We start from the raw sequence: 23,561 nt of genomic DNA, 5'->3' as shown, positions 1-23,561 counted from the left end.
TGAATCGTCAAATATTTGGATTTCCCAAACTTTATATGTATGGTTAGTGTTCACAACTCAATTAGGAACGCTATATATGTGCAAAACTGAGATGCACCCCAAGTTAATCAAGTGATAAATTTATTTAAAGACCTGAAAAAAAAAGCATTTAAAACATTTTGCACTTATTTAGAAACCCATCGCAACCGGATAGTTAACTACCAATACTATCAAGAAGAGTCCCTGAGTTCTATCGGTTCTGGAACAGTTGAATCAACGATTAAACGAATTGGGAGCAGGGTAAAATTATCGGGAGCGCAGTGGAATATCGAGAGTGTTGCCTCTATCCTTTCTCTGCGCTGTGCTTATCTCAATGGTCAACTTTCCACTTGATATATGTGCAAAACTGAGATGCACCCATCCAACGTCTCACCTGGACAATTATCGCTATTCCCCGATGATGACATTGATTGGAATATAATGGAGGGTTCTCTGGAATCGGCACGGGGCGATTTATCAGATCGCAATCCACCTCCATTAGTTTGACAAGCTCCAAGGCGATGATGCAATCGAGCGAGTATAATAAACTTAACAGAACTCTACTTCCTACCCCACAAAACTTCTAATTAAGCTACCTCCCATTAAAAAATAACCTATGACATACACCCCATCCAAACTACTTAGCTTTGAGGAGTTTATTGCCCTATATGGGGATAATACACGATATGAACTCATTGATGGAGAACTCAGAGACATGGAACCTACTGGTCCTCACGAAGCGGTGGCAGGTAGTATTGCTGGTAGAATTTACGTAGAAATTTTTCGTGGTAATTTCAATTGGTTGGTTCCAAAAACTTGTTTAATAAAACCCCTATACGCTGAGGCCACAGCACTGCGTCCTGATGTAGTTGTTTTAGATAAAGCAGAACTTGGTAGTGAACCCCTTTGGCAAAAAGAACCAGTGATTTGTAAAGATAGTACAATTAAGCTGGTTGCCGAAGTTGTCAGCACTAATTGGCAAGATGATTATGCAAGAAAAGTGGAAGAATACGCTTTTTTGAAGATTGCAGAATATTGGATTGTGGACTTTCGAGGCTTGGGGGGTTTGCAATTTATCGGCAATCCCAAGCAACCTACTTTCACGGTCTGCCAGTTGATTGATGGAGTTTACCAGCAGCAACAATATCGCTTGGGAGAGCCGATTTCTTCTTACCTCTTTCCCAATTTACAATTGCAACTTGACGACATTATGCCGACTTAAAATTCTAGAATTTATTAAAAATACAGTGATTAAAATACTAGGTTCTAACTATTGACTAAAACTATGAGTGACAGCACCAGCTCAGAAAGTCTGGCTGAAGTTAGAGATACCCCAGACAAACCCATTACAGAACCTCGTCTGTACCAGAGTAGACCGATCGCCCCTGTCGCGACACCCCCTCCTATGGTATCCAGTCTCCACGCACAACTGAGAACAGACTTGTGGCAGCAATACCCTTCAGGTGTCGGGTACTTCCAACACCGAGCCAAGGGCAACCCCAACAACATCATCGAGCACTACATCGCCAACCCCGGCGACATCACGCTGCTGCCTTTAGAAGAGGCCATGCAAATTATTGACAAGTTTGGGCTGACCGCTGCCAAGTTACACCTGATTTTTGCCGCTCATATTATGAGACAAGAAGAGCCGTGGGAAAGCTTATTCACTCTCGAAGGCAGTGACTTAATCAAGGAAATGGGCTGGGACAAACGCACAGACTTGCCCGCGTCTAAAAAACTGAATGAACTAGCTAAAACAGCGTATGCTCTAGGTTGCCTAGCAATCAAAGCCACATGGGTTGAAGGCAAACACAAAAAAGGTGGAATTAGAGCCAGCGTTGACACCTCGCGAATGTGGAATATTCAAATTCAGTTAACAGGTCAGCAGAATCTGGAGGGCAAAATAGAGCAGCCTGATGAAGTCTACATCACAGTCCAACCGGGGCTCTGGACTCATGCCTTCTTGAACAAAGCAGGTTACTTCGCCAAACAAGCCTTGTATCAGTTTGGCTATTTAGCCCAGGAGATTCTCAAAATCGATGCCTACCATGATGAACTGGCTTTGCGCTTAGCACTTCATCTGACGATGGAAAGCCGATTTCACACCAGTGGCAGTTACAAAGTGGAAACCCTTCTAAAAGCGCTCCTATCCCAAACGGTAATCGATATAGCCCGGTCTGACCGTAGAAAAGCTTACACGCTGATGAATAGCTGGAATCACACCCTGGAAGTGCTGTTGAAACTCCAGCGAGCGTTTCAAATCGAGTTTGACCAAGAGACCTACCCAGAATGGCTGAGACCCGGTAGCAAGGATCGAAAAAAACGAGGATACTTTGACACGCTATTGGCAGCCAAAATTACCATCCATCCGCCAGCACCTATCCCCCAACTCCTGGCAAGCAAAGCTGAACTCAAACAGGTTCAACCCCGCCTGAAAGAAGCTCCCAAACCTAAACTGACAAGCAATGAGATAAAAGAAGCAAGAACAGCCAAAGGTTGGACTCAAGCACAATTGGCTGGCTGGCTAGGGGTGTCGCAGCGTTATGTATCCATGTTGGAACGTGGGGAGCGAATCCTTGCACCAGAAATGGAATCCCAAATCTGGCATCTGTTAAGCATTTCACCAAAAAAAGGGGTTTGAAGCCCCGTCCTAGAAGGACGGCTTTTTCTTTTCTTCTTTAGGTTTCTAATTAATGCTCTATACACATCAGTTTTAATCCTGCCTACAATCTTGCAGGGTTGCTCAAGAATTTCAACCTCAGACTACTTAACCCAAAAACGAGATATTTTTTAATAAATTATCCGGTCTTTTTCTGTACAATAATATTGTAGGAGGATGAAAAATGTTTGGATGTCAACAAGTTTTAATCAAATTAGATAAAGAGACGCAAGCAATTCTTGAATATCTTTGTTCTGAGTCTGCAAAGCTGTCTAATTGTGGCATTTACTATTCTCGGCAGTTATATTTCAAAACTGGTAGAATTCCCAACCGTGCAGAGTTACACAAGGTTTTGGGAACCGATAATCAGAATCTGCATTACAAGGCGTTCTATTCGGATACAGCACAGCAAATTCTAACGGGTGTGGCAGAGTCTTTTAAATCTTTTATGGGACTGCTCAAGGGCATTAACGGGACTTAAACAAATTTTAAGCCCAAACAAAGCCTAAACTGGCTTTATAAGCGGAGAATACGTCCCAATTTTGGTTCAACCATTTCACAAACCTAAAAAATATGGCTGTCCGAAATGCTTCGAGTGCATCAGTAAAAGTGTTTAAAGATTTGTTTGCCCATCTACGCCTTAATCCTCCTGTTAAGGTATGCCAGAGAATGAAAGTGTAGGCACAAAACACCATAATAAAATGTCTTTTAAGGCTGGTTTCATCTCTGATTTGATATTCATTTAACCCCAACCAGCCCTTGGCTTCCCGATAGAAAACTTCAACCCAATTTCTTTGTGAATAAGTTTTTACTATCCACTCCTCTGTCGCTGTTGATAAGTCAACATTACTAATCAAATAATCTATTTCAGTGGCGGTATCGACAGTATCTGCATTCATGACGATGGCTATTACTTTCTTACCCGTGCATTTTGATAATTCGACTTCTTTAATTGCTACCCATACTGTTCTCGGTCGTTCTATATTGAGTTGAAATCTTGTGAAAGCCTCTACAGGTAAGCCTTTTGTTAAGTTGTCTGCTCGAATTTCCTCTGTTTCATTTTCGGTTTTGTGAATTATTACTTTGCGATTTTTGGCGATTCCTCCGATGTATTTTAATTTTCGGTTTTCTAATTCTTGTAAAAAACTGGTGTTATTACCATACCCTGCATCCATCAAGACTATTCCTGGTTTATAGCCTCTCGCTAAGGTTTTGTCGATTAAATTTATGGCTATTTCTGGCTTTTTCTTGAATTCTGGGTCATCTTTTCCTTCTGGTAATGAGTCGGCTTTTCTATATAATTCAATATCTAATGGCAGGCTCTTCTTACCATCATATAGATGACTTGTAACTACTACTACCCCATTATCAGTTTTTCCGATTTGTCCGATGTATTGTCTTCCTACACATAAGAGTAAAGTTACCACTTTTTCGGTGAAGAGAATCATCTATTATCAGGCTAAATCCTCGACTAATCTTGGTTTGGTTACACTGATTCATTACGTCTAGGCGACGTTGATTGACCTCATTGAATGACCAAGGCGCTGCTGTTAAAAAATGATGTAATTTGTGGTAAGTTACTCCGACGGCGTTTGCTGCCATCTGCGACAAGTTTTTTCGCTCACTTTCTCCCAATAATCCCCCTAAATAGTTCCTAAACTCTCGTTTTTGGGCAAGATGACCAAAAATATCGTCAAATCTTTGACACCATCTATCGAAGCAGGGGGGCATCGCGGCAGGGGTTGTCTCTTTCATTGGTCATTCTTTAACGTTATATGCTTGCTATGCAAGCATTATAACGTATTTTCACCGTATTTTTTGTTTAAGTCCCGTTAAGGAGGGAAGGGTCACACAACGTCCCAAGTTGCCAGGATATCGTCAAAGTGGAATGGCACTTGTGACATTTACGGGACGCTCTGTAAAACTCAAAGATGGAATGTTACGCTTCCCATTAGGAAGTAAGGTGAAAACGTGGTTTGGTTTAGATGCTTTTTTTCTACCCATGCCCTCGAATCTTGATTTCAAAGCAATTCGAGAATATAGAATTCTGCCTCGTAACGGCTGTTTCTATTTGGAATTGATTTACAAAACAGAAAATATTCGCTCCAATGTAAACCCTGCTAAGTGTCTAGCGATCGATCACGGAATAGATAATTGGCTGACCTGCGTAAGCAATGCAGGTACTAGCTTTATTATTGATGGCAAGCACCTTAAGTCCCTTAATCAGAGATATAACAAACGAGTTGCTTCTCTAAGGTCAGGGAAAGCTAACGGCTACTGGTCTAAACGGCTTGCAAGCTTGACTGAAAAACGTAATCGCCAAATGCGAGATGCTGTCAACAAAGCTGCAAGAAAAGTAATTCAGAACTGCTTAAACAACCAAATCGGTACAGTTGTTTTTGGTTGGAACAAGGGACAGAAAGACTCGGCCAATATGGGGAAAAAAACTAACCAAAAGTTTGTACAAATTCCCACAGGCAGGCTAAAAGACCGAATCGCTCAGTTGTGTGAGCAGCACGGAATTAAATTCGTTGAAACTGAAGAATCATATTCTTCCAAAGCTTCGTTTGTCGATAATGATTTTCTACCTACATTCGGCGAAAAACCTGAAGGGTGGAAGGCAAGTGGCAAGCGGCTTAAGCGTGGTTTGTACCGAACGGCTCAAGGCTGGTTGATTAATGCAGATGCCAATGGTGGTGCAAATATTGCCAGAAAAGTAGCGATAATGCTTGGACTCGATCTAAGCGGAATCAGTAGAGGCGACTTGTCAGCGCCTTTAAGACTAAAGTTGTGGTCTTAAGAATCTCCGTGGGTTTAACCCGGAGAGTGTCAACAAAGCGACGCTACAAACCACCCCTTTCCGGGCTGGTTTTTTTTTCAACAAAGGATGCTCGGACTGTTCTGAAACTTGTTCTAAAAAAAGTAGGTATTTAAAATAGCTCTCAAATCCATACCCCATATAAGTTTGACCGTTAGAACAAAACCTCTAGAATGCCGCGACAAAACCTCTAGAATGCCGCGACAAAACCTCTAGAATGCCGCGACAAGTCATTTTTGAAACTCTTACCACGTAAAGTTTTCAGCCTTTAGAACAACTCTGATCAGTCTTATTAGACTGATTCGCCACCAAATCCCGTATCGGCTGGTCTGGCAGGATTGAAAAAATAGTCGCGCACCCTTTCTCATCTTTTAGCGGGGCGGTCAGTCTCAACACTGCTGGACTTAGGACAACTGCATCGCTACAAAAAAGCGATCGCAAAAGTACAAGACCTTAAAACCGCTTCGCTAAAGTTTGCCGAGAGTTCAAGCGACGGCGCTATGAATCGGGTTCCGGCGCAACTACCACACCTGGTTGTTGAAGCCAACCCGAAATCCTGTTGAGTGCAGCGAGCGCTGCATTCGCGCTCAATAGCCCGCGGTCAAATTCACAACAACCGCTCTGGCAAACCTTGCGGCTGTCACAGTCGCATGAAGGGACATTTACGCTCATTTTTACCCCGGAACAAAAAATGGTTGCAGATACAACTACCTGGCACAAACCGCCATTCGCCCGACACGCCGCAATTTACGAAGCCCTAGCCGACATACTAGAAGGAGCTACCCCCAGCGCCGTCAAACTCGCCCTCTACCTGTACAGAACCTGCATCGGTGGCAAACCAGAGGAAATCGACATCCATTGCATCCCCTTGGGCGAAAAACGAGCCACAAGAGTCCGAAACGGCAAGCCCTACAGCCCCAACACCAGGCGGGCAGCCCTCAGACAGCTCGAAAAACTCGGCTTGGTCAACATTCTCAAAAACTACGGGCGTGGCATTTTCCGCATAGCAGTGCAGCACCTGGGCGACGTTCGCCCCTTCACTCACACCAATTCAAAATTCCAAAAACTGAGCAATCCGTCAAAAAATCGACTGAACCAGCCAAAAATTGAGCAAACAGGGGGTTCAAACCCTGATGGTGCCGTACTCTTTACAGAGGATAAAAAAGGACAGCAAAGCACTGAAAATGTTGCTGCTGTTTTTTTTAATTCTTCTAAAGAAGAAGAAAATTTAACATCACCAGATAAAAAACCACAGCTTGTAACTGGGATCAAATCTAAAAGCACTGAATTAAATAAAAATTCAGAACAAAAACTAAAAACCCCTAGTGAAAATAAATGTTCCGTCCCAACCGCTGAATGTCTGAGAATTAATTCAGATAACAGTCAGGCAGTCGATGTGGCAATACCTTGCACTTCAGAACAAATAGGTTTGACCTCTAAACCCCCGCAAAAACTGCTGACAGAACTCAACAGCCTCGACAATCCAACAATCTCTGCCGCCAAATCACCAATACCTACCAATAAAGCTGTCCCGTTAAGTCCTGAAATATCTTCGCCCGTTACTCCCCAAGTTCCTGAAATTGTCGAAGCGGTTGCAATTGCCAACCCCGATGCGACTGAAACTGTCGAGGCTGTTCCAAATACTAATCCTGATGCGACTGAGATTGTCAAAGCTGTTCCAATTGCCAATTCCGAGACAACTCAGATTGTCAAAGCCGTTCCAATTACTAATCCTGATGCGACTGAGATTATCGAAGCGGTTGTAATTGCCAACCCCGATGCGACTGAGATTGTCAAAGCTGTTCCAATTGCCAATTCCGAGACAACTGAAATTGTCGAAGCTGTTCCAATTGCCAATTCCGAGACAACTGAGATTATCGAAGCCGTTGCAATTGCCAATCCCGAGACAACTGAAATTATTGAAGCGGTTGCAATTGCCAATCCCGATGCAACTGAAATTGTTGAATCCGTTACGCGAGCCACAGGAGGCATGAATTCTGAATTAAAAATTTGTGTGCTCCAGCACAGCTTAAACGAAATCCAAGCCGCCATAAACTTGCTGCAAGTCCGAAGCCAAACAAAGCAAATATCCAACCCTTCAGGGTGGGTCGTTGATTGTTTACGCGGTCGTTGGTGGGAAAAAACTAACGGTTTTCAAAACTCGAACCCAACAAATGTTGTTTCGTCTCCAGCTTCAACAGGCTCTTCTCCAACTCCAAAAGATTCTTCTTCTGCACAGACAACAAGAATAACTGAGGATTATGTTGACCCTCATTATATGCCATTAGAAACTCACCGAACGTTATGCGAACAGTTCCAGCAACTAGGCAAAGAAGCTTTTGCAGCGCTAGGTATTCAGCAGCAAATTTACTTGCAGTGGATGCATCGATTTCCTCAGCAACTAAAACAAATTTTGAACAAATTGTCTACTACTTAGCTATGAGACCTAGCTGTGAAAACACTGATTATTCAATTCCTGTAGACAGTTTCCAATTCTGTAGGCAACTAACAACACAGTTCAAGTAACAACAATCTCAAAGGAGAGTACCAGATATGGGAGTCAGTTTTGTTGACAAAATTAGGCCGACTAATATTGATGCAGAGGAAGCAATTTTAGGCGGAATTTTGATCGACCCAATCGCCATTAACCGAGTCGCAAATATTCTGCGTCCCGAAGCGTTAGCAATTACAGTCCACCAACACATTTATCGGGCCGCTTTAGCGCTGCACTCTAAAGAGCAGCCCACAGACTTGATGAACGTCACCACTTTCCTCGACGACCACAACCTGCTGGAAGTAGTAGGGGGTCAAACTAAACTGGTAATGCTGGTAGACCGAACTGTTTCAGCCGTCAACATCGACCAATATGCCTTGCTAGTCGTGGACAAGTTTGTCCGGCGCGAACTCATCAAAATTGGTAATGACCTGGTGCAGCTTGGCTACGAAACTTCCACCGAATTGGATGCCATACTAAATGAAGCCGAGCAAAAGATTTTTGTCCTCAATAAGTACAAAGAAGAGCGACAGAAAGCTATTCGGCCTCTTTCGGAATACTGCCACGAACTTTGGCGATATCTAGATGAAATTGAGGAACAGCGCTTGGAGACTGCTAACTACTGTCCTGGAATAAGCACGGGGTTTTACGACCTCGACGACCTCTTGGGAGGGGGATTTTACCGAGGCGAATTGATTGTCATAGGAGGTCGCCCCGGCAGCGGCAAAACAGCTTTGGCTTGCGCGCTTGGGTACAACATTGCTTCCCTCCCCAGGAACGGTCGGGTTTTGATGTTTTCGATGGAAATGCCGGGTCGGGACTTGGCAGCGCGGTTAATGGCACTTGAGAGTGGGGTGTCGGTGAAAGATATCAGGCAAGTTAACCTAGCTGGTAAGTACGAAGTGCTAGCTTCGGCTTTGGGGAAAGTTAGCGATGCTGATTTTTGGATAGACGAAAGTTTGGAACCATCTCCCCTAGAGATTCGTTCGAGAGTTAGGGAGTTTGTTTGCGAGCGCGGCCCCTTGGGTTTGGTAATTGTTGATTACCTGCAATTGATGGTGAATTCAGCGGATGAAAATTTTGTCAATAAAATTAGCGAAATTACGCGGCAGATGAAGATTTTGGCTCGCGAGGTTGACACGCCAGTTGTGCTGCTTTCCCAGCTCAATCGGGGGGTAGAGACTCGCACAAATAAACGTCCAAGTTTATCGGATTTGCGTGGCTCTGGTGGAATTGAACAGGATGCGGATGTTGTGCTTGGAGTTTACAGGGACGATTATTACAATCCTGATTCTCCCGATCGGGGAATCGCTGAAATTATTGGATTGAAAGGACGGAATAGCGGAACGGGAACGGTTAAGTTGCTGTTTGATGCTGAATGCTGTCGGTTTCGGAATATCTATAAACTGCCGTAATATTAAAGGACAGGAAAATATTGAGCTCTGTCGCCTTACTTCAGAATCCCGAGTGCCTTGACAAGCTGTTCCGGCTGTACCTCCAAATAGCGCTGGAGACTCGACAAATTTTTGTGTCCCGAAATCTCCATAATCACCCGCAGCGGCACCCCCGCATTGCTCAAATTAGTCAGCGCCGTCCGCCGCATCGAATGTGTTGAAGCCCCCTTAATTCTTACCCGCTTGCAAGCTTCTTTAAAAATCACATCCGCCTGAGCGCGAGTCAAAGGCTTCGTATTGTCTCGACCCGGAAACAAAAAACCCACATCTGGATTGTAAGCTTTTAAATACTTAGCCAGCATAGGATGGAGCGGCAGCGTTCGCGTTGCTGACGAACCCTTTGTCGTTGCTTTTCGCAACGTGACTGACCCCCCAACAATGTCATGAGTTGTTAAAGCTAACGCCTCTGAAATGCGGCAGGCGCAGTAAAAAGTTACAGCAAACAAAAGCCTGTCCCTTGCTGTAATAAAACCCCGGTCAAACAGTCGGTCAATTTCTGCGGGCGTCAAAATCTTAGCGCGCCCATTCCCTTGAACCTTCACGGCGCAGCCTCTTAGGGTAAATTCCTTCATTATTGGACGAAAGGGTTATTACGTCAAGTAGGCTAAGTGGCTTCTATTCTTTGATGGCCAACCAAATCCGGCTCAATCGCTTTCTGGGCAATCGGAGGCGCTTGTTGCAACTCACTTCCCGCTTATTGCTATTCAACTGACTCGAATTCTCGGAAAAGTTGATAATCGGCAAGGTAGCGATCGCGTCTATGAGGTCTCTGAAGGTAACAGGTTCAAGGGCTGTCATAACACTGCGCCACCAATAAAATTATTATTCACTAATCTAATTATACTATTGTTGGATTCTACCTGCAACCTTCTTTGCTGGCTGATTATATTCTGAAGAACAAGTCATCAATATTCTCCAATAGTTCTTCTACTTCCCGGTGTGGTTCGATTTGGAGACGTTTGTCGAGCATCGCACCTCGCTGACGAAAGCAACTACACCTTTACTATACCAGTCTGCTGCAACCGGACTTGATATCAACGCGATTGGGCGGTATCTCAAAAAACTGATAGTCTAGCCAGAGTTGGGCTTTGAGAATAGTTCGTCAAATATAGATTCCAATTGATTGATTTAAGGAAATATCGCGCAGCAATTTCTTTATCAAGAAATTGGCCTAAAAACCTATCAAAACAAATCTGTTGCAGTCGATGCACAGTTAAGAACTCATGTCAATCTCAAAAGGAAAGCGAGATTTGATTTCGGCCCTGCCGCTAAAACAGTTGAAGGATATACCACCTTCAACTGAGTTGCCTGCAAGTTTTGCCAAAATTCATCCCCCGCGCTTTGAGTGTGGCGAGATGGTGCGCTGGGCCGATGTTGGCGAAGAAGCCGATTGGGGAATAGTTATCGGCAAATTTTACAACTATGAACAGCGTCAGCGTTGTTGGATGTGGTGCTACATCATTTGCCTTACTCCTGATTCCAAGAGTGCAAAGTGGTGTCAGTTTGATACTGCCTGGGAGGAAGATTTGGAGAAGTTTGAGGATGATAAAAAAGCAGCAGACTTTGACAGATAGAGAACGCAATTTGATTGCAGTTTACAGTGAATGCCAATTGCGAATGACACCGAGGCAGTTTTATGCAAAGTGGGGAGTGAGTTATGAGGAAATTGCTTTTATTTGTTCTCGTTCTGATTCTACAGTGCGGGGTTGGTTTAGAAAGGGGGAAAATCGCCGATTCCCTACTGCTGTCGATTTGCGTCATTTGGCTTTAATGGATTTTCTGCTGGAGCATTTTGAGGAAATTCCAGAGACATTGGTGGCTTTCCTGTGTCCGCCTTGCGAAGAGAATAGCCTGGATTAATAGTGGCGCGTATAACGGAAAGACTGTTTAGGGCAACCACTGTATGCGTTATCACAAGCATATACTGCTGACTTGTTCCAACAGTTTAGGTGGCTGCCATACACCAAGCTTTTTCAGCATCAAAAGATAATTTGAGCTTGTATTAGCACAAACCTTGTCAAATATCAATGTCACCGTGACCTGTCTTTGACAAGATTATTCAATTACTGTCTTGGCAAGCAATGAAACAAGAGCACAATCTGTTACTTTTACTGCTGAGGTACTAAAATGACCTACTCTGAAAAATTGCACCCGTGGTGTATCATTAGCCTGCTTCCTAATTGTCAGCGTGTTATTGTGGCACGATTTCGTAAGAGAAACGATGCAGATGATCATCTACGGGTTTTGCAGCGATTAGTGAAAACGCGCACATTTGTGATTATTTTTGACATGCAACCAAAGCCTACTGTGCCTAAAGAATAACGGCGACTGCAGCGAAGATTTGAAATCGAATTAATCGAGATACCTGCGTTAGTTGAATAACCGACTTTCCAGCGATTTCTCCCAGCGACAGAACCTACTGATAGCTGGGAGAACTTTTTATGAATTGAATGATGTTAACTAAATAAATTGTTAGCATTCGATTTTTTAAGTTGTACTAAATACAACTTTTTATCATAGTCTTGATTGACTATATAGAGCTATCGCATTTGTACGGATAATTACAATTCTATGAGTGAATATACTATAATTGATAGCTGTGCAATCGTACATATGGCTAATAGTAGTATAGCTGGCCATCACAACAGATCCTCCCTCTAACAACAGCTAATTTATTTCCTGCAATTGGTGGCTCAAGAATCCTTTGTTAAGGACACCTGCAAATTTAAAGCTACCCCCTAGCGGGAGAAGTTAAGAGATAACCAATTCTTACCGTTATGAACGCTAACAACTTTAATATCAACCCCCACAAAACCTTTCCTGAATCAGCCAGCCAGCACTCCCCTCAAATCCAAGAAGTGATTGCAGTAATTTTTCCTTTCCTCGCGGATGCACCTGCTGAAGAGCATCCCTTCAAATTAAACGATATCGTAAAAACTGGCAACCAATACGGTATTGTTACTTCTCTCAACAAAACTGAAAAACCTGTGACAATTACTTGGGACGCAAGTCCCGGCGAAGATTCATTTTCTTGGACTTATAACCTCGACGAAATCCGCGCCCTCACAATCTCTCTCGTTCCTCAGTTTATCCCTAAAAAGACTGCTGGAGAACTTCCAACTTGCACAACCATCGTACTCGCTAATTCCGAACAGGTACAATTCAGCAATGCAACTCCTTTCAAAGTAGAATCGCTCACTGAACAGCACATTCTTATCTCTACTCTTGACCAATCTTATCTCTTTCCCATCAACTTTTTTCCCGGCTACCTGACAAGTTGTACTATAGATATTCCTGCACCCCAGCAATTAAAAGACGCCCGCTGTTTGTCTGTCAATGAACTCAGAATTAGAGCTAAAACGCATTTAGCTCTCGAAGTACCCGACAACTTTTTAGAATTCGCTATGCCAATCTACAAACAGCAGTTAAAAGAAAAACTGGCTCGACAATTGAGCGAAGAAATGGGTGGAGTGGAGAGTGGGGAGTGGGAAGCAGGGAAGCTTCCTAAATTTTACTCTCCACACCTCAATCTTTCTGACTTTGAGATAGCTTGGGAAGAAGCCTGGAAGCACTGCATTGAAAGTTTAGTTAAAAAACAAGGATGGAACGGATTTAGAGAGGAAACTCGCCTTTTACAGCAGCGAGAAGGAACTCAACGAATGGGGACAATTATTAGTTTGAATATTGAGGTACTACGATCCATAAAAATTCATTGGGACAATGGGGATATTCAAAACTACACCTTAACAGAACTCAAATGTTTGGGTGTGACCCGAATTGAACCTATTGTTAAATTATCGCCCAACGTAGCATATCAAATTAGCGAAAACGGGTCTTACTTTAGAGCTTGGATAGGATTCCGCACTAAAGCATTAGCTAAGGCGTGGCTAATACCTGTTAAAAAGCTAGTCGGTCATCTTAGTAACTTAATTGACTGCCAGATTTCCGAACTTCAACATACAGGTGCTAAATACGAGTACGCTGTAGAATGTCCCAGGCATAAAACATTACACAAGCGTTTAGAAGCTCTGGCAAAAGTTGCGGAACTTAATTTAGAAGATACGCCCTAATAAATCTTGTTTATTGTCGTTCGCTGTGCCAACAAAATTAGAGCGATGGCGTCTTACTAAATTTCAAGCGTTTGAGAGCATTTTTCACCAAGCTATACAGGGCTGACTCCCCACTCCCCAATTCTCACTCCCCAGTCCCACTCCTCTCAAGCTAACGCTTAATCAGAGGTTGATAAAATTAGTAATGGACGCTAACTAATGATTCAAACCTTACTCGAACAACCCCAGAAACTTACACAATTTCCCTTCACGCTCAAACCGCAACAGCAGCAAGCCATCGACAAATTAAGAACCTTTCTAACCACTACCGAGTCATTCTTCTTGCTGTGCGGCTACGCAGGAACTGGAAAATCCACAATAGTCTTCCAAATTATCCAAGAACTCTTGAGTCAAAGCAAACGCATTGCCCTCACAGCACCTACTAACAAAGCAGTCGGCATCCTCAGAAAAATGGCAGCGTCTCAAGGCATTTTCGGAGTAGATTTTATGACAATACACCAACTTTTAGGATTAGGCATGGTCAGAAAAGAACAAGAAAAAGCCTTGTCACAGACAAGTTCCAGCAGCCTTCACCTCTACGATATCATCTTCCTCGACGAATGTTCGATGGTTGGAAGCGAATTGTGGAAATGGATAGAACGCAATTTTGAACGCACATTCTTTAATCACCGCAAGCTAATTTTAATGGGCGACCCCGCTCAGCTCAATCCTGTAGGAGAAAAAAAGTCGCCTGCTTTCAGCATTACCAATAAAGCTGTACTGACCAAAGTTGTCAGGCAAGCAGGGGAAAGCCCTGTGCTCGATTTCATAACAGAATGCCGCTCTTTTGTTAATAGCAAAGCAGACATATTTTTGCCACACTCTAAATACAAAAAAGGAGACAAGTCAAACGGTGCATTCAAAGTTAAATCAGAAACGCTGCTACAATATGCCGTCAAAACGATCAATCTGGAATTTAGTCAAAATCCCGATCGTTTCAGAATTTTGTGCTGGACTAACAAACGAGTCAGATACTACAATCAGCTTATCAGAGAACAAGTCTACGGTCAAGCTGCACCCAGATTTGTACCGGGAGAAAGGCTAATTACCAAAAAACCCGTCATGGCACCTGACGGCAAAACCGTAATTTTGCCGACTTCAACGGAATTTACCGTCAAGGAAGTTGAGATTAACCAGCACTCCGGCTATCGAGTTTGGCTGCTAAAAATTGTGACTGATGACGGTTTATTTCGGCAAATCTTTGTCCTGCACGAGTCCGAAAATAAGCGCTACCAGGCTGAACTTAAAGAAAAGCTCAAGAGTGCTAAACGCAATGGATTTCTTTGGAGGAAATATTACTGGTTCAAAGATGACTTGTTTGCTGAAATTAACAATTGCTTTGCTCTGACTATTCACAATTCGCAAGGCAGCACTTTTGATGAAGTTGGCATTGACGGAAGCGACCTTTTCAGCAGATTGTTAATCGGTCAAGATTTGAGCCGTCAACAGAAACTTAAAGAGTACCATCGACTTTATTATGTCGGTGCAAGCCGCTGCCGATATCGGATATTATTTGTTGCCCCCAATGACTTGTACTCAAACAATAAACTTCTCAACCAAGAGGTAAACTTTTCAACCAAGAGGTAAAGTCCTCAACTAACAGGCACATACGTTTCTAGAAAACAGCCAGTAACACTCAACTTTCAAAAACCTTCTCCATCGGGACTTACGCTGCATGAATCAATCTTTACACTATCTGTAGTAGTAACGTGTGCCATCAGCACCCTACAAGTACAGGACTTATGTAACTGGCACAATTAGTAAGGTGCGCTACTATCCCAAACCCTTGATAATCGCCTTATAACGAAAGTCTGACGCATCCTACAAATCGATAGGAGTCTGCCAGTTGCGTAAGTCCTAATATCAAATAAAACATGGGCTGCTGTTTAAAGACTCAATAAAATTTTACTCAAAACAGAAAACGGTCTATCGACCGCTACTAATTTTTATCTGTTAACAGATTTAAGTTTCCCTAATGCAATGTTTTCTATAACTGTAAACGCAGAGCGACCATTTTTTTGCTAAATCTATCCCTCGTTACGAGCGGAAAAATTTACCCACGGCTGATGAGGTTTATCTCTGAGAAACTCACCTTGCCAAGCATACTGAGGCTGTTCTTCTAAAAATTGTTTAGCATTGAATGTTGAGCCGTCCGGATGTCCGTAGCGACCCAAGAAACTCATTTGTTTAGCCATCGTACTATCCGTTACTTTACCATCATTAGCTCCATAAGGATAGTAAGGCCCGAATTCTAGAGGATTAAAGGCAGCAGGATCGCGATCGAACCTAGCACAGATGGTGCGGTTTGATGAATTGTGTTGTTTGAGGTAAACATCGTAATCGTCGGAAATCATTGCCATTGCAGATTCAATGTTAATTTTCCCGCAATACTCAGCCAGGAGTTGCTCCCAACGCACCCGACGCCCACCACTTTGGAGTAGGTTGGAATACCCTACGTTATCGCATTCTTGATTGCGAATTCTCGGATCTTCGACAACATTACATCCCCAGAAGCATCCTTCTTGCTTGCGGGTGATACCGACATATTTTAATCCCAATTCTAGCCGCGCAATTTCTCCCGTGCGAATATCTCCAATTAACCAACTATTGGCATACCCCCCGTTATTATTAACCTGCATTATCTCCATCCATTCATCAAGACTTTGGGCGTATTGCATTGCCTTTCTGACTCGATAAAATTCAGGAGCTTTCTTTTCATCATATCCAGAAAATCCAGCAATGCTGGTTTCGGCACCAATAATTCCAATACCTGTTAAAAAGAAGTCAGTACCGCTGTGCAAAAAACCGGGCGCACTCTGCATTAAAATGCTATTTCCCCGATCTGGATGAATATCCATGACGATATTGGCGGAGTTACTGTTGATGTATGTATCCCAAGTATTGTGAGCTAGAACAATTCCACCGTCTGCGGTTGTTTTGTCACCCGTAGCGATGAAGGAATTGCAGTGATGACCTCGCAGGAATTCTCCGGGTTGTGTATTTTTATGTTGGGGCCACCAATCACCCAACAGTTCTATATTAGCGTTCCAAGCTAAAATTTCTGGATAGGAAATTTCTACACCCGCCTTCAAAGCTCCAGCTACAATTCCCTCAAGCTCAGTTTTAAATTCCCCACCTAACTCGTCCTTGTTTAACCAATGATCGTATAGATCCATTGCTGCTTCCCCCAAGGACTCAAATGTATCTCCTGTATCCCAGTTACTGGTAAATTTAATCGTTTTTAAGGCTTCGTCTAGCTCTTTAGCAAGTAAATATCCGTGCTGAAACCCTCGTTCAAATGGAACACCTTCAATATGTAAAAATATCCAACCTGCTCTTTCAAAGCGATAGGCTTTTGATAAGTAGTTTTGTTCGGTTTGATTGAGATGAGCACGAGTGAAAGTCATTGTTTTTCCTTTTAATAATAGATAGGTTAGGGGCAAAGCGGGACGAGAATATGTTGAGACCAAAACCATTGCAGCAATTGCCAACAAATCGGCAAACTTTGCTGTTTTGACCATTTTTGCATCAATTCCAAGACAGTTTGTCCGGCAACCAATTCTTCGAGGAAGCTGGCGATCACAACGTTTCCCAAATAAGCTACAGGTCGATCTAATCCCGGATGGTGCAAGGCTTTAACTTTCTCAATTAAATTCCCTTGGATGACAGGCGCAAGCATCAGTTTTGCCGCGGGCGACAACTGGATGCGAGTGTTGAGGTTAAAGAGAGAAGTATTTAATTGCCATTCAGTTAGGTTTTGGATCGGGGGCTTATGGGCGCGACTTTGCCAAAAAGAAGTAGCAGGATAAATATCTTGTTCGGCATAAAATTGGGCCGCTGTTTTTTGATTGCCAACGACGGTTTCTCTCTGTCTGTCGCGATAAAAAGCAATCGCGGCATCGGTGCTATCTGGCTGGGTTAAAATTGTGTGTACTGCAATGCTGCCAGTAAACGCAGACATCATTGCCACTTGTACGCCTTGGGAAGACAACGGATCGATAGAAAGTGCCGCTTCACCAACTCGGATAAAATCTAGCCCTATCGGATTTGTGGTAAAATAAGACGAGGCATCGCAAATCTGCACCGGAGTTTCTAACTTGCCCTGCAAACAGTCTGGGAATAAAGTAGTTTTTGCTAGTATATCTTCATAGAATTTTTGCCGATCGCCTCCTATTTGGGCATATCGCTGCTTATCCAGAAAAACCGCTGCATTGAAAGTACCATTTGGTAAATATGCGCCCCAGAACCATTCATTTGCACCTGCTTCCACGCGACTTTCTGCACCATGAAAACTGGTGTTTTTCCAATAACCGTACAATGCCAATGTCGCCGCAGAATAACGCTGTTTTTTCCCAGATAGGGGGCTGTGTTTTCCCGTCGCATCAACCAGAAACCGTGTTTTGATGGTGTAGTGGCGCTCGCCCGAACGAACGGGAACCAACCATTGATATTGTCCTTGCCGTTGGGGACGAGAGACACGTGCCGGTTGCAAAACACGTACCCCGACTTCTTTGGCTGCTTCTAATAGTAACTGGTCAAATCGACCGCGATCGACCTGAAACCCAGATTCTCCCGGGTGCGACTGCCAACTATTGTCGGTACTTGACCAACGAACTCGCGCGCGATGGCTTCTCAAAAAACCCGCTGCTTCGATTAGCGCTCGCGCCCCCAACAATTCAAACACCTGTATAATAGACGGCGGCAAAGACTCCCCGATGTGGGGGCGAGGAAACGCCGCTTGTTCGATCAAACAAACATCGTGATCTAAAAGTGCCAGCCTGCGAGCAATACTAGAACCAGCAGGCCCACCGCCCACCACACAAACTTCGGTTTCAATCGGGAAATTAGCAGTCATTCGATTTGAGATTTGAGAGTTTGGATTTTAGCTTAAAAATTGTCCCAATAAATCCGCTTTCTTTGCCTCTGCGTTAGGAACCTAGAAACTTGGTTTCTGTGTAAATATCTAATTCCCAAGCGAAGATTTTTCATAGAAACCCGGTTTTTTTGCCTAAGTCCTGTTAACTCAAATAGGAATGCGATCGCCCGTAAAATAATCCGGGGATTTTTCTAAGAGACTGACGTAAGTTTGCAAGCAAAAATGCAACCAGCCCCGAATATAATCGCAAGCAGGTCTACCGCGATGAATCACCTCATAATGGCATCCACCGCTGCACAAATAACGCGCCCAACAGCTATTGCAAGGTTCTTGACGATCGACTTGTCTTTCTGCCAACCACCGATCTTGTTTTTCTCGATCGATCCCGTTTTTCAGACTGCCCATAAAACCAGCCTCATCATCGACAAAGCGATGACAAGCAGAGAGATTTCCCTCCGCAGATACCCCCATATATCCTGCACCTGCACCGCAAGGGTAGGGTCTATGAGTGCCTCGATGAATTTGTTGTATTGCTGAAGTTATATTGGCAAAGGGATAGCGGTTTCCTGCAATTGTTTGCCGCTCGAACTCTTGCCCGCAGTCAATCATTTGTGCGAGCATCACTTGGAGACCTTCTGTTTCCATGTGCTCGCGTCCTGTTGGCGAACTCAGCATGGGAGAAAAGCCGATACTGTGAAATCCCAAACCGATAAAATGCTCCAAGGTTTCTCGCAGGTACAAATTTTTAGGTGTTACCGTAACGCGGGCGGAAACTTGCATTTGTCGTTGCTGGGATAGTAACGGTTTAATATTAGCCATGACTCGCTCGTAACTGCCTTTGCCACTTTTGAACGAACGGGTGCGATCGTGAACTTCCCCCACACCATCCAAACTTACTGTTACGGCAAATCCATACCGCTCAAAAAAGTCTGCATCCTCTGGTTCAAGAAAAGTACCATTCGTTGTAATTGAAAAGCCAATTTTCACACCTTTTTTCTGCGATAAACCGAAAGCTAACTGAGTGGCAGCCTGAATTAATTGACGATTTACTAAAGGTTCTCCTCCCAAAAAAGAGAGATTCACGCGCTCTTCGGGTTGCGCTTCCTCAAATAATCGCTCCACAGCGGCTTTTGCCACTTCCCAAGACATATTTTTGGCAAACCCCCCGAAACTGCCTTCTTGGGCGTAACAATAAGTGCATCCTAGGTTACATTTCTGGGCAACAGCGAGGGACAGTGCTTTTAATGGCGGTTGTGACAACGGTTGACCGTCTATAAAGGTTTTGGCAGTCAATCCGTATTGTTGGAGAAGGATCTCGACGGTATCGGTATTTTGTTTGGCTGCTGCCTCTATTTCTTGTTGTAATTCTGGCTCTATTCCATAAACTTGAGAGCCATCGGCAATCAGCATATGTAAGCCATATTCTGTGTCAAAAAAATGAAATTTTGACAATACTTCCGAACCATCACTCAAGTAATTAACGCGCATAAAGATTTTAAAAGAAGTAGAAAACCCAACCTAAAATTAGTCTTCCCAGAAGGGAATACCAATTCCCTGACGTGCCAGTTCATCGGCAATTTGATTCAGCTTAGTCATCGCCTCCCTAGCAAAATGAGTCTGTTTGCCACCTGTGTGGAAGTCTTTGTCAGAGAAACTAGAGTAGGCGTTGTAAAGTTGAGGAAGGATAATGTCGTTATACAATTTGAGGGCTTCATTAGCCTCATTATGCCTTCCTACTCGAACCTTGCGGAGGTAAAGATCGGGTCTATCTTTCGGGTAGGATTTTAGAGCCGTCTTAATATCGCGAAAGTGGCTGAAATGCTGCACGCCGTCGGTGTCAATCCGAATCGCCAGTTCGTATAAATGATTCAGATGTTGATATTCCGGTTGGCGCAAAGTGGCAACAACCCGCGCGTAAGCTCCTTCAATATATCCGCTCGGTTTTTCGACTTTAATAAAGTCCTCTAGCGTTTCTAGAGTGAGCGGACGGAGTTGTCTGGGGCGCGGCTCGTTATGACGACCTATCGGGATTTCGGTAGCTGGGCTCAAAATTGGTTGGTAATACTCAATTAATCCAGCTTGGTAAAGTCCCCAAAGCAATTGGTTTACCCAGCGCAGGTGAGTCATTTCACCTGCTGCTACCATCATCAGAAAATGCCGCATGAAAGTGACATCTGACTTGAGAGTAGGCCAGACTTCGCCTTCAATTTCTTCAGGTGTTTTAATCGAATAACGAGCATACAAATATTCCAAAGCCAGAGCCATTTCTAAGGGAGCTAATTTCTCTCGCAGTTCGGCTGCCAATTCTGCAGGAGAACTAAATGGTTCGGGGTCAGCTTCGCGGGGTTGAGGTTGGTAAGTTTCTCCTATTTCATGACCCTGCAAGACAATATTTAACTCTTCCCAGCGTTGGTTAATTTGGAAATGGTCGAACTGGAAAGGGCGATTTTTGTCGATCGTATTCATCGCCGCTACTGTACCAGAGGGCGATCGATCTTCGCGCAACCAGTCAATGGGAGTATTGGCTTTAATGGGATTAGCTGACTCGCCATCGGGCAGGATTTCTTCATCGGGAGCGATCGCACCATACACGACATCGGGATGATTAGAAGCCCAATAATGACAAGCACAATCACGAAAATCATGCGTCCAAGGAGAACACAAACTCTGTCCCAATTCACCGGGAGAGTAGGCAAGGTCGATAACTCCCGTTTTCGGATCAACGTAACGCCGCCGCCAACCTGTCAATTCGATTTCTGATAAAGGAAAGTTGGTATCCCGCTGGATCAATTTAATCTTTAAAGCAGCAGGTTCAGGTTTCAGACTGCTGACTAAACGCCAGACGACTAAACCTTGCAAGGGAGTGCGACTACCATCTTTGCTATATTCGTACATAAAAATTTCTTTCCCGTCCTGCTTGATCGAGTGCAGGTACCAGGTTCCCGCAGCCAAATTTGCTCCCTTATCTCCAGACAGTTCTCGGTAAAGTTCGGTAACTTTGGGGTTGCTGCGATCTATTTGTGGATCGGTTAGAGCGACATAAATCAGCTTTGCCCCTCGCCGCTGGGGTTCGGTATAAGGGGGTAAATTATCAGCCAAGTCAACAAAGGTAAAAAGCAGCCCTGGGAAAAATCGGCGATCGAGGGCAGGAACGTGCATTTCCAACCCCGGATAACAGTTACCTACCCCAGATTCCAAGCGGGTAGTGACAGGATTGCCTGCTACTTGATAGGCAGCCCTCGCAGTTAAATTGCGAGGAAAAATTTTCTTTGCTGTGTTATTTTCTTGGGCCATGACAACTCCCTTCTTGGTTCGATTTAAAACCGCTATTTTGCTTGCGGTTCGTTCAACAGTTTCACCAATGCCATCAATTCCTCATACTGCCGTCGAGTCAGAGATAGAGGATTTTCATCTGAGTCGCGCATATAGGGCGGCATCCGCATATCGTAGAGTTTGTCGCGTAAAATGCGAGGGTCGCGGAAATCTGGGTTGGGTTCAGAATTCGGTGGCGGATTATCTGTTAGTTGGTGGAAATGACCGAAGGGAGGACGGATCAGCCGCTCGATGTGCCTTTGGTGACTGCGGAAAAAATGGATTAGCGTATCAATATCGGTGAGGGGCGTGTGAACGAAATGAGCGACATCTTTATAGGGCAAGCGATCGCGTTTAACGCTAATGCTCTCTTCTTGAGGGGCTGAAGAAATCAGCAAATCTGGGCTTTTATCGACATAAGGAACATCTTCCCCCGACAAACTGCGTTTGTCGATTTGGGGCATACCCGGAAAGTTAGGCTTTTGGTCGTCTGAATCATTTTCCCGAATCGAACGGGTGCGTGCTGAATCCAGACTCATCAAGCTTACGGTTTCATAGATGCGGTGGAATAAATCTTGAATTTCTTCTGCCGTTACTTGCTCAGTGTCTTTATTTACCTGTACTGAATCCAGATCCCGGTCGGCGAGGTCATCAGCGATCGAGTAAAAAGGACGGCGATCCGGAGCAAAATCCGGTGGGCCGACCAAGACCCGCGCCGTAGCAACGTAGCGCTCGGAAGCGATCGCCAGGTAAGCTTCAATAACGGCATCGCAACTATCATCCACCACTCCCCAGGAACGGTTATCCCCCACATTCGCGCCGTCATAACTATCGGAGGGTAAAGCATCGTCGTATTCTCGTCCCAAAATATACTTGGACCACACTGTATTTTCGTTGAGGATGCGATTTTCTGGCGGTACAATTTCATAAACGCGACCCGCTTCTGAAAGAGGCGCTGCTGCTTCACCGGGGGGTAACCCAGAAGCTGGACCTGCGATCGCGCTTGGCGGGCCGTAGACTTTTCCTTTAGCAGGAGTGAAGCGAACGCGCAATTGACTCAAGTCTACCCCCAACTTGGTTTCGGGAGTCGGACGCATGACTTGGAAGTGACCCAGAGGAATGGGATGGTCTTTCAAAACTAGAGGTGCTTGACCCGCAGTGTGACGGCTGTATCCTAGCAGGGGGTAACGCTTGCAATCCTGGCCAGCCACTTCTACCATTGCGGTGTAGGAACAAGCGGGATCGCCCGTGCGGAAGGAAGCTTTCCGGTTTCCTGCTGTTATCCGATACCGAATGTTTTCAGTGGAAGCGCCCAACTCGGCTAGTAAATTTAAGGTCAGGGGCACTTCCTTAACCGTGCCATCCTTGCCTGACTGAACCGTTACCCACAACTCAAAAAAGGGAGCAACAGGTCGCAAGGACTTGCCATCTCGAAAGCGAATCGACTGAGGTAGGTCAGGACACAGAGAGCCATCTTCTCTGACTTCTAAGCTGACTTGGGGGGTTATAATGGTCATATCGCCCCCAAAGACGCTCGGATCTTCTGTCCAAGTGAAACTTTCCATTGGTGTATCGCTGCTACCTAAACGCGCGATCGCCATCGGTGGTAGAAAGAACACCTCTAAAATTGTATCCATCAACAACTCCCCGAAGATACCCGTTCAGTTTGAGCCTTGTACTGATTTTTAAATCGCACCCATTAATTTATCTGCGTGCCAACAATATTACTCATACAAGTTGTTAGTCCCCTCGATCGAGCAAAGAAATTTATGAATAATTAATATATGATAATAAATCACAACAACACTTAATATTGGTAAT

At 44.2% G+C, this 23,561-nt stretch carries 17 protein-coding genes and 2 pseudogenes; 11 read left to right on the top strand and 8 right to left on the bottom strand.

What is annotated here, in order from left to right; genetic code table 11:
* Positions 1 to 99: 99 nt before the first annotated feature.
* The 4 genes and pseudogenes from QUA47_RS21925 to QUA47_RS21910 form a co-directional block, all read left to right on the top strand.
* A pseudogene (locus QUA47_RS21925) lies at positions 100 to 372 on the top strand (ISKra4-like element ISMiva1 family transposase); the annotation flags it as partial.
* Between the two features lie 262 nt (positions 373 to 634).
* The gene (locus QUA47_RS21920) at positions 635 to 1,240 is read left to right on the top strand and encodes a Uma2 family endonuclease (protein ID WP_333432313.1); all 606 of its coding nucleotides are present in this window, start codon (positions 635 to 637) and stop codon (positions 1,238 to 1,240) included.
* 63 nt (positions 1,241 to 1,303) lie between these two features.
* The gene (locus tag QUA47_RS21915; RefSeq protein WP_333432312.1) at positions 1,304 to 2,659 is read left to right on the top strand and encodes a helix-turn-helix transcriptional regulator; all 1,356 of its coding nucleotides are present in this window, start codon (positions 1,304 to 1,306) and stop codon (positions 2,657 to 2,659) included.
* Positions 2,660 to 2,861: 202 nt separating this feature from the next.
* Entirely contained in the window at positions 2,862 to 3,158 is a 297-nt protein-coding gene (locus tag QUA47_RS21910; protein WP_333432311.1) for a hypothetical protein, read from the top strand.
* Between the two features lie 7 nt (positions 3,159 to 3,165).
* On the opposite strand, the pseudogene QUA47_RS21905 reads toward QUA47_RS21910, so the two are convergent.
* Positions 3,166 to 4,432: pseudogene (locus QUA47_RS21905) on the bottom strand (IS701 family transposase).
* A gap of 133 nt (positions 4,433 to 4,565) precedes the next feature.
* Between QUA47_RS21905 and QUA47_RS21900 the strand changes: the two are divergent.
* The 3 genes from QUA47_RS21900 (at position 4,566) to dnaB (ending at position 9,404) form a co-directional block, all read left to right on the top strand.
* Positions 4,566 to 5,477, top strand: a complete 912-nt coding sequence (locus tag QUA47_RS21900) for a transposase (RefSeq protein ID WP_333432310.1) — start codon at positions 4,566 to 4,568, stop codon at positions 5,475 to 5,477.
* Positions 5,478 to 6,186: 709 nt separating this feature from the next.
* Positions 6,187 to 7,932 (top strand): hypothetical protein, encoded by a 1,746-nt coding sequence (locus QUA47_RS21895; RefSeq protein ID WP_333432309.1) that lies wholly within the window; start codon positions 6,187 to 6,189, stop codon positions 7,930 to 7,932.
* A gap of 116 nt (positions 7,933 to 8,048) precedes the next feature.
* Positions 8,049 to 9,404, top strand: a complete 1,356-nt coding sequence (gene dnaB / locus QUA47_RS21890) for a replicative DNA helicase (protein ID WP_333432308.1) — start codon at positions 8,049 to 8,051, stop codon at positions 9,402 to 9,404.
* Between the two features lie 35 nt (positions 9,405 to 9,439).
* On the opposite strand, the gene QUA47_RS21885 is transcribed toward dnaB, so the two are convergent.
* Entirely contained in the window at positions 9,440 to 10,015 is a 576-nt protein-coding gene (locus QUA47_RS21885) for a site-specific integrase (protein WP_333432307.1), read from the bottom strand.
* A gap of 43 nt (positions 10,016 to 10,058) precedes the next feature.
* Entirely contained in the window at positions 10,059 to 10,241 is a 183-nt protein-coding gene (locus QUA47_RS21880) for a hypothetical protein (protein WP_333183564.1), read from the bottom strand.
* Positions 10,242 to 10,666: 425 nt separating this feature from the next.
* Between QUA47_RS21880 and QUA47_RS21875 the strand changes: the two genes are divergently transcribed.
* The 4 genes from QUA47_RS21875 (at position 10,667) to QUA47_RS21860 (ending at position 15,139) form a co-directional block, all read left to right on the top strand.
* Positions 10,667 to 11,017: a hypothetical protein gene (locus QUA47_RS21875; RefSeq protein ID WP_333432306.1), complete on the top strand. Its 351-nt coding sequence runs from the start codon at positions 10,667 to 10,669 to the stop codon at positions 11,015 to 11,017.
* The gene (locus tag QUA47_RS21870; protein WP_333134157.1) at positions 10,986 to 11,303 is read left to right on the top strand and encodes a helix-turn-helix domain-containing protein; all 318 of its coding nucleotides are present in this window, start codon (positions 10,986 to 10,988) and stop codon (positions 11,301 to 11,303) included. The genes QUA47_RS21875 and QUA47_RS21870 overlap by 32 nt, the downstream gene beginning before the upstream one ends.
* A gap of 917 nt (positions 11,304 to 12,220) precedes the next feature.
* On the top strand, positions 12,221 to 13,513 hold the full coding sequence (locus QUA47_RS21865; RefSeq protein ID WP_333432305.1) for a hypothetical protein: 1,293 nt from the start codon (positions 12,221 to 12,223) through the stop codon (positions 13,511 to 13,513).
* A gap of 198 nt (positions 13,514 to 13,711) precedes the next feature.
* Positions 13,712 to 15,139, top strand: a complete 1,428-nt coding sequence (locus QUA47_RS21860) for a DEAD/DEAH box helicase (RefSeq protein WP_333432304.1) — start codon at positions 13,712 to 13,714, stop codon at positions 15,137 to 15,139.
* Positions 15,140 to 15,579: 440 nt separating this feature from the next.
* Here QUA47_RS21860 and QUA47_RS21855 read toward each other — a convergent pair whose 3' ends face one another.
* The 5 genes from QUA47_RS21855 to QUA47_RS21835 form a co-directional block, all read right to left on the bottom strand.
* The gene (locus QUA47_RS21855) at positions 15,580 to 16,959 is read right to left on the bottom strand and encodes a C45 family autoproteolytic acyltransferase/hydolase (protein WP_333432303.1); all 1,380 of its coding nucleotides are present in this window, start codon (positions 16,957 to 16,959) and stop codon (positions 15,580 to 15,582) included.
* Between the two features lie 26 nt (positions 16,960 to 16,985).
* Positions 16,986 to 18,407 carry a flavin-dependent monooxygenase QhpG gene (gene qhpG, locus QUA47_RS21850; RefSeq protein ID WP_333432302.1) on the bottom strand — a complete coding sequence of 474 codons (1,422 nt, stop codon included), beginning with the start codon at positions 18,405 to 18,407 and terminating at the stop codon, positions 16,986 to 16,988.
* A gap of 168 nt (positions 18,408 to 18,575) precedes the next feature.
* Positions 18,576 to 19,916, bottom strand: coding sequence for a radical SAM/SPASM domain-containing protein (locus QUA47_RS21845; RefSeq protein WP_333432301.1), 1,341 nt, complete (start codon positions 19,914 to 19,916; stop codon positions 18,576 to 18,578).
* 36 nt (positions 19,917 to 19,952) lie between these two features.
* Positions 19,953 to 21,722: a ferritin-like domain-containing protein gene (locus QUA47_RS21840; protein ID WP_333432300.1), complete on the bottom strand. Its 1,770-nt coding sequence runs from the start codon at positions 21,720 to 21,722 to the stop codon at positions 19,953 to 19,955.
* A 32-nt stretch (positions 21,723 to 21,754) separates the two neighbouring features.
* A complete protein-coding gene (locus QUA47_RS21835) occupies positions 21,755 to 23,377 on the bottom strand; it encodes a hypothetical protein (protein ID WP_333432299.1) in 1,623 nt (540 codons plus the stop codon).
* Positions 23,378 to 23,561: the final 184 nt, after the last annotated feature.

This window comes from Microcoleus sp. MON2_D5 (assembly GCF_036701905.1).
Classification (GTDB): domain Bacteria; phylum Cyanobacteriota; class Cyanobacteriia; order Cyanobacteriales; family Microcoleaceae; genus Microcoleus.
Note: the sequence above shows the minus strand (reverse complement) of the source record. Positions and strands in the feature narration are given on the sequence as shown.